Source organism: Bacillota bacterium, from assembly GCA_012839765.1.
Taxonomy (GTDB): Bacteria; Bacillota; Limnochordia; order DUMW01; family DUMW01; genus DUMW01.
Genome location: DUMW01000011.1, coordinates 1 through 13,881, shown reverse-complemented (window position 1 = coordinate 13,881; position 13,881 = coordinate 1). Strand labels below are relative to the sequence as shown.

Annotated in this window: 13 protein-coding genes; 3 read left to right on the top strand and 10 right to left on the bottom strand. The window is 55.5% G+C overall.

The window, feature by feature from the left end; translation table 11 throughout:
* Positions 1 to 141: 141 nt before the first annotated feature.
* Positions 142 to 1,029 (bottom strand): ATP phosphoribosyltransferase, encoded by an 888-nt coding sequence (locus GXX57_01155; GenBank protein ID HHV43263.1) that lies wholly within the window; start codon positions 1,027 to 1,029, stop codon positions 142 to 144.
* Between the two features lie 265 nt (positions 1,030 to 1,294).
* On the opposite strand from GXX57_01155, the gene hflX reads away from it, so the two are divergent.
* Entirely contained in the window at positions 1,295 to 2,605 is a 1,311-nt protein-coding gene (hflX, locus tag GXX57_01150) for a GTPase HflX (protein ID HHV43262.1), read from the top strand.
* An 11-nt stretch (positions 2,606 to 2,616) separates the two neighbouring features.
* Complete coding sequence (locus GXX57_01145; GenBank protein HHV43261.1) at positions 2,617 to 3,006, top strand: hypothetical protein; 390 nt, start codon at positions 2,617 to 2,619, stop codon at positions 3,004 to 3,006.
* On the opposite strand, the gene GXX57_01140 is transcribed toward GXX57_01145, so the two are convergent.
* The 6 genes from GXX57_01140 to GXX57_01115 form a co-directional block, all read right to left on the bottom strand.
* A complete protein-coding gene (locus GXX57_01140; protein HHV43260.1) occupies positions 2,959 to 3,699 on the bottom strand; it encodes a CBS domain-containing protein in 741 nt (246 codons plus the stop codon). The two genes, GXX57_01145 and GXX57_01140, sit on opposite strands and share 48 nt — an antisense overlap.
* A complete protein-coding gene (locus GXX57_01135) occupies positions 3,678 to 5,054 on the bottom strand; it encodes an MATE family efflux transporter (GenBank protein HHV43259.1) in 1,377 nt (458 codons plus the stop codon). Before GXX57_01135 ends, GXX57_01140 begins: the two co-directional genes overlap by 22 nt.
* Before the next feature lie 310 nt (positions 5,055 to 5,364).
* Complete coding sequence (locus GXX57_01130) at positions 5,365 to 5,787, bottom strand: hypothetical protein (protein ID HHV43258.1); 423 nt, start codon at positions 5,785 to 5,787, stop codon at positions 5,365 to 5,367.
* A 185-nt stretch (positions 5,788 to 5,972) separates the two neighbouring features.
* Positions 5,973 to 7,049, bottom strand: coding sequence for a Gfo/Idh/MocA family oxidoreductase (locus GXX57_01125; GenBank protein HHV43257.1), 1,077 nt, complete (start codon positions 7,047 to 7,049; stop codon positions 5,973 to 5,975).
* Positions 7,050 to 7,083: 34 nt separating this feature from the next.
* A complete protein-coding gene (locus GXX57_01120; GenBank protein ID HHV43256.1) occupies positions 7,084 to 7,908 on the bottom strand; it encodes a fumarylacetoacetate hydrolase family protein in 825 nt (274 codons plus the stop codon).
* A gap of 167 nt (positions 7,909 to 8,075) precedes the next feature.
* Positions 8,076 to 8,960, bottom strand: coding sequence for an N-acetylmuramoyl-L-alanine amidase (locus tag GXX57_01115; protein ID HHV43255.1), 885 nt, complete (start codon positions 8,958 to 8,960; stop codon positions 8,076 to 8,078).
* A gap of 61 nt (positions 8,961 to 9,021) precedes the next feature.
* Between GXX57_01115 and GXX57_01110 the strand changes: the two genes are divergently transcribed.
* Positions 9,022 to 9,681, top strand: a complete 660-nt coding sequence (locus tag GXX57_01110; protein ID HHV43254.1) for a F420-0:Gamma-glutamyl ligase — start codon at positions 9,022 to 9,024, stop codon at positions 9,679 to 9,681.
* A 45-nt stretch (positions 9,682 to 9,726) separates the two neighbouring features.
* Here GXX57_01110 and GXX57_01105 read toward each other — a convergent pair whose 3' ends face one another.
* The 3 genes from GXX57_01105 to GXX57_01095 all read right to left on the bottom strand — a co-directional run bounded on the left by GXX57_01105 (position 9,727) and on the right by GXX57_01095 (position 13,677).
* The gene (locus GXX57_01105; protein ID HHV43253.1) at positions 9,727 to 11,571 is read right to left on the bottom strand and encodes a phosphoenolpyruvate carboxykinase (GTP); all 1,845 of its coding nucleotides are present in this window, start codon (positions 11,569 to 11,571) and stop codon (positions 9,727 to 9,729) included.
* Positions 11,572 to 11,767: 196 nt separating this feature from the next.
* Positions 11,768 to 12,631 carry a diacylglycerol kinase family lipid kinase gene (locus tag GXX57_01100; protein HHV43252.1) on the bottom strand — a complete coding sequence of 288 codons (864 nt, stop codon included), beginning with the start codon at positions 12,629 to 12,631 and terminating at the stop codon, positions 11,768 to 11,770.
* 65 nt (positions 12,632 to 12,696) lie between these two features.
* Entirely contained in the window at positions 12,697 to 13,677 is a 981-nt protein-coding gene (locus tag GXX57_01095) for a CPBP family intramembrane metalloprotease (protein HHV43251.1), read from the bottom strand.
* Between the last annotated feature and the right edge of the window lie 204 nt (positions 13,678 to 13,881).

Here is a 13,881-nt window from a genome sequence, read left to right as displayed (position 1 = left end):
GTATCCTTAGCCCTTCAGCAGCTTAAGGACTTTGTCACCTCCTTAAACCCGAACAGTGTTAAGTCCTTGCACACCTCTGATGTGCGAGGACCAGCTAATATATTCGGTAATCCTAAGGTCTTTCCTTCCGGAGGAAAAGAGTTAACCCACGATCTTAGTAATGGGAATCTCCAGGATATCCTCAGCTCCGGCCGCCACCAGCTTGGGCAACAATAGATTGATCCCCTCGCGGTCTACTACGGTCTCCACCGCCACATAGTCATCGGTCTCGGAATAGAGCTGGGAAACGGTCGGTGCTTTCATGGAGGGAAGCAGGGAGAGAACCCGTTTCAAGTTGCTTTTGGCCACGTTCATCTTAAGAAGGACACGCCCCCGGGCCATCAAGGCCCCCTGGAGCAGGGTGGTAATCTCTTGAATTGCCAACTTCTTTTCGGGATCCTTCATACTCTCGGGATTAGCGATCAAGGTGGTCTTTGATTGGGCAATCACATCGATGATCTTCAGGCCATTGGCCTTGAGGGTGGTACCCCGTTCGGTGAGCTCCACGGCCACATCCGCGATCTCCGGCACCTTGGCCTCGGTGGTTCCAAAGGAAAACTCCACCTGCACGTCAATACCCTTCTGTTTAAAATAACGTTTGGCCAGGTTCACGTACTCGGTGGTCACCCGGCTACCGGGGGGAATGTCTTCCACCCGATCGATCCCCGAATTCTCGTGCACCGCGACCACGATCCGTACCGGATGGGCAGTGGCCCTACTGTAGGGCAAGTGGGTGATGATCTCCACCTGGTCTTCGCAATCCCGCTCCATAATCCAATCCAACCCGGTAATCCCCAGATCGAACAGACCCTCAGCCACATACAAGGGAATCTCCTGGGGCCGCATGAACCGGACGCGCTTGATGCGGGGATCATCGATCTCCCCATCGTAACACCGGGAGTTATAGCAATGGACCGAAAGCTGCGCATCCTCAAACATCTCCAGCGTCGGCTTCTCCAAAGAGCCGGTGGGCAGAACAAGCTTCAGCATAGTCCTAGTCTCCTTTTTTACTTAAGTTGACATCCGTTTTCCATGTAAATGATAAGGAAAACAAACACTCGGGAAGTAAATGCTGAGGGTAGGTCCATTATAGCAGATTCCTGAGCCTACGCATTAAATACTAGCGATTAAGGGGCAAATTGTCAAACCGAAATAGGCCCTTTTTTCAGCAAGCCCAAGGAGTCTTATAGACCTTCTTTGGGCGATGGGCTATACTATTAACATAAATCACAACGCGAGGTGAACTGTGGTTAACATGCAGGAACGGGTCCTCCTGGTGGGTGTGCAGCTGCCGTCCCATCCCAACTACATATTCAAAGCGTCTTTGGACGAGTTGGAGGAACTGGTATATACCGCCGGTGGCCAAGTCATCGGTGCGGTAACCCAGACCCGCCAATACCTTGATCCCGCCTATTGCATCGGTACCGGACTGTTGGCAGAGCTGGAGAGCCTCGTGGAAGAACGGAACATCGATACGGTGGTCTTCGACCTGGAGCTCACCGAAACCCAGGCCCGCAACCTGGAAAGACGGTTGGACTGTAAGATCCTAGATCGCACCCAGGTAATCCTGGACATCTTCGCACAGAAGGCCCGCACCAAGGAAGGTAAACTGCAGGTGGAGCTGGCCCAGCTTAAGTACCTGCTCCCCCGGTTGGTGGGCCGGGGTCAAGAGCTATCGCGGTTGGCCGGAGGCATCGGTACCAGGGGTCCCGGAGAAACCAAGCTGGAAAGCGACCGCCGTCGGCTGCGGCGCCGAATCAGCATATTGGAAAAGGAAATCGCACGGATCGCCCGGCAGCGGGAACTGCAGCGGGAAAACCGACAGCGGCGGCAAGTCCCCACCTGTGCCATCGCCGGCTACACCAATGCGGGAAAGAGCTCTCTTTTAAACCTCCTTACCGGTATCGACTCCTTCGGAGTCGAGGAGTTTCTCAAGGCCGATACCCCCACCAAGAAACGCCTAGCCGGCCGCTTTGTCAACGGCGAGGTCCTGGCGGAGGACAAACTCTTTGCTACTTTAGATCCCACAGTGCGCCAGATCACCCTCCCCGGGAACATTCCGCTAAATATGGTGGACACCGTCGGTTTCATCCAACGGCTTCCCCATACCCTGGTGGCGGCCTTTCGGGCTACCCTAGAGGAGATCACCAAGGCAGATCTCATCATCCACCTGGTGGATGCCAGCCACCCCATGCGGGAAGAACAGCTGCAAACGGGCTGGGAAGTGATCCGTATGCTGGGGGCTGAGCAGAGCCCCGCCATCGTGGTCTTCAATAAAATCGATCTGTTAGAAGAACAAGAGCTGTCCTTACCCCAAGGGGCGATCGGCATCTCCGCCAAGACGGGGCAAAATGTTCACTTGTTGTATCAGGAACTGGCGAAGCTCCTGGAGAAAAGCCGTGGTGAGTTTTCCTTCCTCGTTCCCTACGATCAGGGGCAGGTCTTGGATAGCCTGCACCAACTGGGGGATGTAACTAGGCAGGAGTATCTGGACCATGGAGTCTTGATCAGGGCAACCGTACCCCACGCTGTAGCAGGAAGATTTCGCAAGTATCTACAAACCTGAGGTGAAAACACATGCTCCCGGTCAAAGATCCCACCACCGAGACTTTGGTGTTAGCCTTCATTGAACTGATTCATACCCGCAAGGTCCGGGGCAAGGCGGTGCTGGCCGCAACCCAACAGACCATCGCGTCCCTCCTCACCGAGGCCACGGGCCTCAACATCACTCCCCGTCACGTCCAGATCCTGACCAGTGCCATGGAAGAAGCAAATTTGATCACCATTGGCGGTGGAGGCATCGGTTACCCTAATACCTATGACACCCGGGAGGACGATATGGGTCCTGAGATCTTTTGGAATCAGGTGGATGCCTTCCTGGCCGTCTACGCGCACCCCAGCAGAAGTGCCATGGTGGGATCAAAAGTCAACGGACAAGAGGCTCTTGGGGGTGATGATGCCCAGTAGGGGTTCTGTGGAAAGGCCGTTTTCACTGATCAAAAGGGCCCGTAGGGCCTTGCCCCCCCGACCGGAGAAGAGCTCCCGGGCCTCATAAACATTGGTGTCCCCCGGAATAAAGGCTACCGTATTCTCACTGTCCGCGTAGGCCAACACTTCCTTCACCGGCGTCTGCCGCAGCTCTTCGGTCTGCCGCAACTCCCCTTGGGCCACCGCCAGCCAACGGGCGATCTCCTTTTCGGTGATGAACCCGCAGTACCGTTCCTTCCCCTCGTAGACGGGAAATTTCGAGTAGTCTTTGCGGGCAATCAGCTCAAAGGCCTTGCCCATCTGGTCCTCCACATCCAAAACCTCCACTTCGGTCTTGAACAGTGGATAGACACACAAAGGCCGCAGCAAAGCATCGCGGATCCTTTGGATCTGCTCCACGGTCTCCGGGTATGGTTCTGCGATTACCCGTTCCGGCTCCGTCCGCTGGTGGACGATGGCATTTCGCAGATCCGCATACTCCCTGAGATCGTCCGCGTAGGCCCGCACCACCGCACTCTTGCTCGAAGCCAGACCCACTAACCGTCCGAAACTTTCGTGCTTCTTGGCGTTTACCAGTTTCGCCAAGTGCCGCTCGATCTGGTGAAAGGTGGCGAGGAAAATGTCCGCATTTCTCATGGTTACCTCCCTGTTTACACCCGCAGGTACTTCCACCGTCCCTGCTTAAACCGTCCCCACAACATCCCCGCTCGCAAGATCAGGTCGATACCCATCGCGATCCATGCGCCCACTAGGCCCATATTCATCTGGATGGCCAGTAAGTAAGCAAAGCCGGTCCGGACGACACAAAAGCCGATTCCCGCAATCACCATGATCGCCACCGTATCTCCGGCTCCCCGGAGGCCACCGTTGAGGACCATCACCATCGCCAATGCTGGTTGACAAAAGGCCACAATCCTAAGCACTTCCGCTCCTATGATGATGGTCTGCTCGTCATTGACGAAAAACCGCACCAGGGGCGTAGCCCAAACGAAAAGCACCACCCCAAGGACCGTCATCACAGCCATGGCCATTTTCATCGCTTCTTTGTTACTTCTTTCTGCCAGCTCCTGATCCTCCGCCCCCAAGGCCTGCCCCACCAAAGTAGTGGCGGCCAAGGCAAAGCCGAACCCGGGCATGAAGGACAAAGATTCCGCATTGAGTGCCACCTGGTGGGCCGCATAGGCCACCGTCCCCAAGGAAGAAACGATAATCGTATACAGGATTTGCCCGATACGCATCACCGCATGTTCAAAGGCAGCGGGCACCCCAATCCGCAAGACCCGGTTGATGGTCGCCTGCTCCGGCCGGAAAGAATCCCGCCAGGACATCCGGATCACCCGCTTCCCGGAAAACAGGATGACAATGACAATCACCCCACCTACAGTCTGGGCAAAGGCGGTGGAAATCGCGGCGCCCAAAATGCCCAGCTTAGGAAAAGGGCCCAGACCGAAGATCAGCACGGCATTCCCGATGATATTCAGCAGATTCACACACGCGGTGATATACATCGGTGTTTTAGTATCCCCCGCTCCCCGCAAAACTCCATTGCTGATAATCAACAAAAAGTTGGCAATCATAGCCACGGCCAACACCCGAATGTAAACCGCCGCGTCGTGGCGTACCACTTCTTCGGTGCGATGGAAGAGCACATCCATAAAAAAATCGGCACCAGAAAAGGCGATGATACTAACTACAACGGCCAAAAGGAAAGCCATAACTAACGACTGACGGGCCACGTGATTGGCCCGATCGGGCTCCTGGGCCCCAATATGCCGGGCCACCAGGGCAGTAGTTCCGGTGGAAACTGCGGAGACAACCCCCACCAGCGTCATCGTAATCTGATTGGCCAAGCCCACTGCCGCTAAAGCTGCGGGACCTAATCGACCCACCATGATGGTGTCAGCCATGCCAACGGTCATGTGTAACATTTGCTCGGTGATGGCCGGCCAAGCTAACCGTAGAATGCTCCTGCGCAAACTAGATGCCGGCATACTGGCTTCGGCCGAAACTACACTTGGATTACTCATTTCCTTCCCTCAACAGTCCTTAGTAAATTCTGCCTCTAAGATCATACCTGACCTGAGCAGCAAAACAAGGGCTCAGGCATAGGAAGACTGGGAAAAGACTGAAAAGCACCCCTAAAGACCCCCACAACCAAACAAGGATCCGCCGACTCCGGCGCATCCCAAGAAAAAACCTTAGTTCCCAGTCATCGGCAATATATGCATGAAGGAAATCTTCCTTGCTTGTCGATGCGAAAACTGTGGCACAGAAGATTTGAGGGGAGGTTTCCTCTCTTTGGACTCCTTACCAAAAAAGAGGAAACCTGTCTGGCAACTAGAATTGTATCCGGAGTCCACCCCGGATGGTGGCATCGGCATCGGCGCCGAAACCATACTGGTACTCCGCAAACAAGTAGGAAAAGCTAGCTCCTACCAAAGCATGGCCAGTTGTCGCCTTGGCGTCCACATCATAGGTGGCACCCGCGCCGGCATACAACTTCAGGTTCTCCAAGAATTCCGGTAAGAAGTAGATCCCAGTGAGGTTAACAAGAATAGGCTTCTTGCTTACCCCGTCCACGTTGACCGCCACGGCCAAGCCGCCGTCGAACAGCCGCGCATAGCCTGCGCCGATCTTCACGTCTTCAAAGTCGTAAACATACACGCTTGCGAGGTTCTTCGGGGCCTGGGCAGAAACCGCCAAGGTAAGACCGAGCACCAATGCGCAAATGAGCATGCTTGCCATTAAGAACCGCTTCATTCCTTCTTCCCTCCCTTCTTCCTGAAATACTATGATACTTCTGCAAATGAAACGGAATTCCTCCCACGCCCTGTAAGAGTTCGTACTAGTTCTGTCTAAAACTGTCAGTCAACACAACCATCGATGAAAAGGTCAGCCTAGGCATTACCGGGAAGATTTTCGCAACCGGGGGACAGGCCCCCGGGTTAGCCTTGCTTCAATTCAGCAATCGATACCTCCCGCCCGGTCTCCGACGAGCGGTAGATGGCCTCGATGATATAACTCACATTGACGATTTCCTCCGGCTTCACCAAGGGAGCCTTGCCTTCTTTGATGCACTCCACGAAGTGGGCGACCTCCTGGAAGTAGGAATTCTGATCCTTCACTTCCAACACTTCATCCACGTGCTTACCCTCCACGGTGGTCAGGAGCCTGGTCCCCCGGCTATCTTGGCGGACACCGCCCTTCTCACCGAAAAGCTGCAGGTAACTGCCTGGTTCCACGTGGGCCGCCCAGCTGGCCTCCACGTTCAAGACCGCGCCGTTGGCAAACTTGATACTGCCAAAGGCACAATCATCTACGTCGTTCACACCGGTAAAGACATCGCCGATCCTGGTCTCCGCCGGTGGCCAGCCACCGTCCACCGCCACATCGGCAAACTTCTGGAACACCCGACCAGTCACCGATACCGGCTGGGGCGAACCCATGAGCCAATAGGTCAAATCTAAGACATGCACCCCGATATCCAACATACATCCACCGCCGGACCGGGACTTGTCCGTAAACCAGCCACCCAGGCCCGGAATCCCAGAACGGCGGAGGTACCCGGCCTTAGCGTAGTAGACTTCGCCCAACTCCCCTTGCTGGATGCGCTGACGCAGCAATTGGGACGCGGCTTCAAATCTCCGACAAAAGGCCCCCATAAAGATCCGTCCCACCGCCTGGGCCTTCTGCACCGCGGCCATTGCTTCCTTACCGGTTACCGCCACGGGCTTCTCACACAACACATGTTTCCCCGCCTCCAGAGCATCGATGGAAATGGGGACATGGGTCAGATTGGGGGTGCAGACGCTCACCGCATCAATCTCCTCCATGGCCAAAAGATCCCGGTAGTCGGTGAAGGCATGGGGTATCTGGTATTTCTCCTTCACCATCATCAGCTTCTGTTCGTTAATATCCGCGATGGCCACCACCGAAACATCGGACCGGGCCCGCCAAGCGGGAATGTGCGCTCCCTGGGCAATACCTCCTACACCAATGATCCCAACCTTGAGTTTGTCCATCTGGATCCCTCCTAGACTTCTTTGCACAGAAACACTATGCTTCTTTCCTCACGGGATTAGTCAAAACCCCGATACCCTCGATTTCAACCTCCACCACATCCCCGGCCCGCAGAAAGACCGGGGGCTGACGGGTAAATCCTACCCCGGCCGGGGTCCCCGTAGCAATAATATCCCCCACCTCTAGGGTAAATAGGTGAGATAGGTAGCTGATCAGCCGGGGGATTTTGAAAATCATCTCACCGGTATGTCCTGCCTGCATCACTTGCCCATTAAGGCGCAGCCCAATCTTGAGCCCATGGGGATCCGGAATCTCATCCTTGGTCACCAACCACGGCCCCATGGGGGCAAAGGTATCACAGGTTTTCCCCTTCATCCACTGGCCACTTTCCATCTGCAGATCCCGGGCACTGATATCATTAAGGATGGTATAACCCGCCACGTACTCCATGGCCAATTCCTCAGGAATATGCTTCCCCTCCCGGCCAATCACCACCGCCAGCTCCGCCTCGTAGTCCACTTGCTCGCTCACCTGGGGTAGGACGATCGGTTCTTGCGGGCCGATGACCGCGCGGGCATACTTGTTGAACAGTACCGGTGTCTTAGGAAGCGGCTGGTTGGTTTCCGCCGCGTGATCCCGGTAGTTCAACCCCACACAGATGATCTTCGGTGGCCGGGGCACCGGCGCACAGAATTGCACCTCTTCGGGCTTAAAGAGGCTTGTCCCCCGGACAGGGCCACCGGTGGGAAAAAGACTGGCCACCCCCAGTGGTCCTGGATCCTCCTTCAGCACACGCACCCCTTCAGGAAGCACTTGGGCCACGAATACTTGTTCCCCTTTACAGCATAGGGCTAATTTCACGCTGAGTGGGCCAAGGAAACTCCGTGGCCCGTTCACCTCCTATGTTCTCGGGAAGAAAACTAACATGATGAGTATCACTGGAGAGTATTCGACACCGCCACCGACAGTCCTGTGTATAGAAGGACAGAAAGTAGATCTATTCTGCAGAAGAAACAGGGCCCCTGGCCCTAGCTTAAGTATTCAACCAGTCCATGGAGGAGTCCTTGCACAACCCTTTCCTGCACATCAATATCCCGTAACAATGCCTCCCCTACCAGGTTTCTGACGTTTTCCAACTCCAAAACGACACCCACACAACCCTTAGGCAAGGGTAAGTCCCTATGGGGTTTGACGCCCAGATCCACTAAGTAGTCATTCTTCAAAAAAAGCGCCCGGTGCAAGGCTTGGGCCAACCTTTGGCTTTGGCGGTCCGGCCCAGAAAGGATCAAGGTACCCCGCTGGGCGGTACCGGGAACACTTTCCCCATGTAGCCCCAGGTAGATCTCCGCTTCCTTGATCAGCTCCAACCGCTCTTCCCAGGTACAGGTTCGATCCTCGCGGCGGGTCATCGACACCTTTGCTCCGTGCCTTTCCAACCAGCGGGCCAGAATCAGACCGCTTTGCAGAACCAGGTCCGCTTCCCGCTGCCTCCTGACGGCCCCACTGTCGGCGCCACCATGGCCCGGATCAATGCAGATGCGCCGTCCCCCCAGTCTTTGGCAAACACTGCGCCGCGATAGCTCCACATAGAGCCGTTGGGGTAAGCCGGGCTGCCAGCGCAGGACCGGTTTGGCGGGCACCAGTTGATCGATACTGATGTATACCTGACCCACCTTCTCAAAAAGTTCTACGGTATTCACCAGCCCGTCGTAGATCCCAAGACTTATAGCCGGCGGGTTCAGGATCACATCGTGCAACACCACCAAAGCCTTCTTTCCACTGTTCGGGGTTCGCACCTTGGGCTGGCCTTCGGTAAGTAGCTCCAACATGATCTGATCCACCGGTTCCACCGGTGCAAAATCCACCCGAACAGCGAAGTTGGTCACCACACCTTTGGTCCCCTTAGGATTCATGCCACCACTCCCTTTTTGGGAATTTCCTGCCGCACCTGCCCATATACTGAATCGGGAGGGGATGGCAGTGAGCTCACTTTATCCTATTCCGCTACGCACTCATTTGCTTACGCCGGGGGAAGACCTGAAGGAAGTGGTGGTAAGGTACACCGGAAGAATCGCCAAACCCGGGGATATTATCGCCATTGCCGAGACAGTGGTGGCCATCACCCAGGGACGCATGTACCTGCCCGAGGAGATCCGGCCCGGCCCTTTGGCTCGATTCTTGTCTCGGTTCCCCGGAAAAGGGGGCAATCTAACCTCGCCCCCTGCGATGGAGGTGGCCATTCGACAGGTGGGTGTTTTCCGGATCCTCTTGGGGGCTTTGGTGGCCGGGATCGGCAAACTCATCGGCAAGCGGGGACTATTCTTCTACGTCACCGGACCGAAGGTGCGGTCCATTGACGATGTCTCGGGTACCGCCCCGCCCTTCGAACGGTACATTATCGCCGGTCCCGAAGAGCCGGACCGGTTAGCGGAGGAAATCCGCCAAGCCACAGGTCTGCGGGTGCTGATCACCGATGTGAACGACCTAGGCTGTGTAAATATCCTGGGCCAGTCCCAGGGCTTTGACCAACAGGAACTGGCCCAATGCATGGCGGCTCTGCGGAGTAATCCCTTCGGCAATGCCGATGAACAAACGCCCTTCGTCCTGCTCCGGAAGGGGGAAGCCGGTGCTTAAACAAAGGGAAAATTTAAGCCCCGGCCCAGGCCGGGGCGAGAAGACTTAACTGAGGGCCGCAGGAGTAATCACAGAACCATATTTCTCCTTGGCTTCCAAAAGGAGCTGTTTCTGGTTTTGTAGTTCCTGGATAAACGCCTCCGGTAGGTCATCGTGTTTGCTGAAGATGGCTTCCATCCGCTCGTACTTGGCCAGGTACTTATCCACCCGGATGGAGAACTGCTCGATGTACTCCTCTTCGGTGTAGTCCTTATCCAGGTGCTCCTTGAACAGCTTCTTGAGATCCTCGTACTTGGGAATGTAGCCGATGGGGGTCTTAATAGCATCGAAATCGCCGTTGACCCGGCCTTCCATCCACATGATCCAGACCTTCTTGTCCAGGATGTCGTTCAGGTAAGCCCCGGAACCATCCTTCCGGAGGAAGTAGTTGGTGGAAAAGACCACCGGTTTCTCCTTAAGATCCTTGGCAAAGTCCAGATAGTTCTGGATGTACCGACCCAAGGAGATGGTCAGAAAGTCAGAGTTGGCCATGGGGTTGTGTTTCCGGACCCCCTGTTGTCCCAAGGTGGCCGCGGTGGTCTCCGACTCCAGGCAGGCACCTAGCATAACCCCATGCGCGAAGCTGAGGGACTGGGACACGGGCACGCTGGTATCCGAATCCCGGCCGCCGTAGATAAAGCCGCTTACGGGCACGCCTGCGGGATCTTCCATGGCCGGATCCGCATTGGATAGTTCATCTAAGCGCAGGGTATACCGGGCGTTCTTATGGGAGGGCGGTACCTCTTTACCGTCGGGGCCCTTCTTCCCAGGATACCATTCGCCGGCGTAGTTGAAGCCCGAATCGGGTATCTCTACCCCCATGCCAGTCCAATAGGGAGTACCGTCGTGCACCAACACGTTACCGAAGATCACTTCGCCCGGCCGGGTCAAGGCCGCGTAAATCACCGGATCGTTCTTCTCGCTTACGTCCTCGATAATCCCGAACATTCCCCGCTCCACGTTCACCGCGCGCACCTGGCCATCTACGTTGCGCAGGTAGGCAATGTCATCGCCGACAATCACACCACCGGGGATCATGGCAGTACTGGTCTTTCCACAGGCACTGGGGAAAGCACCGGTGAAGTAAGTCACCCGGCCGTTGGGACCCTTAGCTCCCATGATAAACATATGCTCCGCCAGCCAGCCTTCCCGGGAGGCCTTTTGGATAGCCAACCGCAAGGCCAACTTCTTCAAACCAACACTGTTCCCCGCATACTGATTGTTCACGGTGAAAACCCGATTTTCTTCCAGGTCAATGTAGATCCGACGCTTGTCGATGTCGGCGCTGACGCCATTTTCCAACCGGCCTGCGGAATGGATGAAGTAGAAGAAGTCCTTAGAGCCGTTTAAGCGCTTGAACTCTTCGTAGCCGGTCCGGTAGAGGATGTTCTCACTGTGGGCCACATAGGCGGAATCGGTAATCTGCAATGCGGGAATGCTAAAGGCCGAATTCGTGGGGCCCAGACAGTAGAACAACACCAGCATCTCTTTACCCCGCATCGCCCCATCCAGCAGGGAAAACATCTCCTTAAGTCCCGTCTCCCGATCCAGGGCCTCTTCCCCAAGGCCGGAGGCCTCTACATCGGAAACCAAATACTTGGTACGGTCCTTATCCCGGGCCTGGTCGAAGTATCCGTCAAAGTGCACGGTGTGGCCTTGCAGTTTCAACGGCGTCTCTTCACCGTTCTTAATCGCCAGTTCCCGGACATAGGCCTGATCCTCTTCACTATCGGTAAGCACCGTTACCTTGTCAGGTTTGCAAAGCTCAATAGCCCAATTGACGATCTCCAAAACGTGCGGGTTGTTCAGTTCTTGGAGTCTCTGTAGATGAATACCCTCTAGTTTGCTCACGGCTGGTTCCTCCCCAACAGCAATCTTGCAACCCGCGGGACACAAACAGTCCCACTCCTTGCAGTCTTTAGCATACGCATGCCTAGAAAAAGAGGGATGGAAAGTCGAAATTTCCTCCCAAATACACTATATCACTACACCGGTCAACCCGTCAATGGATGTGAACATTTATCCGCCGGTTACTAGGTCACCTTCTTTATGCGAAGACCGTGAGGCTCCCCGGTTTGACCTCCAAGGTACAGGGGGTAGTCCCCAGCACCTCACCATCGGCCTGGACCCGCAAAGGACGCTCACTGCGGACACAGGCGCGCTTGGCCCTAAAGAAGCGGACCTGGGGGTGGTGCATATGTCGGCCGGTGTTAATCAAGGCCAGGTTGAAAACAAGACTGGGCTTGCTCAGTTCCTCCACAAAGCAGATGTCCATCAGTCCGTCGGAGACGTCGGCCGGCGGTGCAATCCGCAGGCCACCACCGTAATACTGTCCGTTGGCAAATACCACCAAAAGCCCCCGCTTCGTCACCGTCTCCTCCTCCAGCTCCAAGGTCACCTCGCAGCCTTTAAACTGGAAAAGGGTTTTGAGAGCGATCCCTACATAGAGGGTCTTCCCCCGCAGAGGTAGACGGCTCAAATTAACCTGATGGACTACCTCCGCATCGAAACCAACACTTGCCCCGTTGATGAAATAGCGTTCCCCTAACTGGACCACGTCGACGGTCCTTGTTCTTCCGTGCTTCAGTCGATCCACCGCCGTAATATCCCGTGGGATCCCCAAGGTCCGGGCCAGGTCGTTGCCCTTGCCGGTGGGAAGGACGCTTAGCATGGCGGCGCTACCAAACATGCCGTTCACCACCTCATGGACGGTCCCGTCACCTCCCACCGCCACCAAATGCTCATATTCCCTACTCCCCCTAGCCGCCAGTTCCAGGGCATGCCCGGGTCCTTCGGTGTAGACACATTCCACAGCAAGACCCATTTCCTGCAGGCGCCGATGGTAGCTGGGCCAGATCCGACCGGTTTTTCCCGCTCCCGCGGTGCGATTCACAATACATAAAATCTTCATTATCCACGGTCTGGTCTTGCCCAATCTGGCAGACCGACCTGCACCCCCCCACTGGGTTGATAGTATCAGCCCCAAAGATACAAAAGCTGCCAGATCACGTTCATCCCACCATGGACCAAAACGGCGCTAGCCAGTTTCCCAGTACGGTAGTAGATCCATCCGAAGGCCAGACTGGCCACGAAGGCCAAGACCGCAAATTTGGGGCTATAGACGTGTCCTAGGCCGAAGACCAGGGAAGTAATCAGAATGCCGTACCAAGGCCGCGTCGGCCACAGGGAAGAAAGATACCTTTGCAGGATCCCCCGAGCCAAGATCTCTTCTCCGAGGGAACTGCTGAAAAGGAAGAAGACCGTGGCCACGAAGAAATGCCGCCAGTTTAGCGCGGTTGCCGAAGGGGTAAGAAACCCCCAGGCAAGGGCCACCGGCACTAGCAGGACAAGTAGGCCCACAATTAGTCCCAGGGATAAAACCACTTCGCGCCAGTCCAGGTCCAAGCGATAGCCCAGATCCACTTGTCTAATCACCAAGTAAAGGAGCAATGTGGTAGCAAGGGCCGCCAGATGGGCAAAGGACATGGCGATGAGATAGGGATAACCTCCCAAAAGGAAATGCCCGCCATCGCCTCCCAGGACACTGGACTGGGCGATGACCGCTAAATAGATGGCCAGCAAAATGTCTTTCCAAGACAGCCCTTTTCCCCAGTTACGGCTCACATACAGGGGAATCCCATAGGCAACAACTATGAAGGGTAAGTGATAGAACCGAAACTTCCCGCAAAGCAACAACCATAGACTACCCCACAGACCGATGAAAAGCAGGTAAAGGACAATATACCGTTCTTGGGAAAAGAGGCGGACCAGGTACCCGCGGAAATCAGGGATAAAGCACCCCAAGATCACAAGGTAAAAGGGAAAAAGGAACAGTAAGGTGACAAACCGTGGGTAACCGGCCAAAACCAGCACGTCTGCGGGTACCAGATAAAGGACCAGGGCCAGCAACACAAAAGCCCCCACCGTCCCCAGCACTACACCCCTGGTTTTTTCCATCTCTGGTCCACTCCTGTCTGGAAAATATCCCTGTGTGTTTCGCCACCGCAGGGACAACTTCCTGCCGCCACCGGGGTATTCCTGGGGTTTTGACATAAGCCCAGGGAAAAAAAGAAAGAACGTGTGCTAAGTTGACCGTTCGATCCCATATCGTTCCAATATTTCATCTGGCGTGCCAAGCTCCTTTGGCAGTAGTCTCACCGT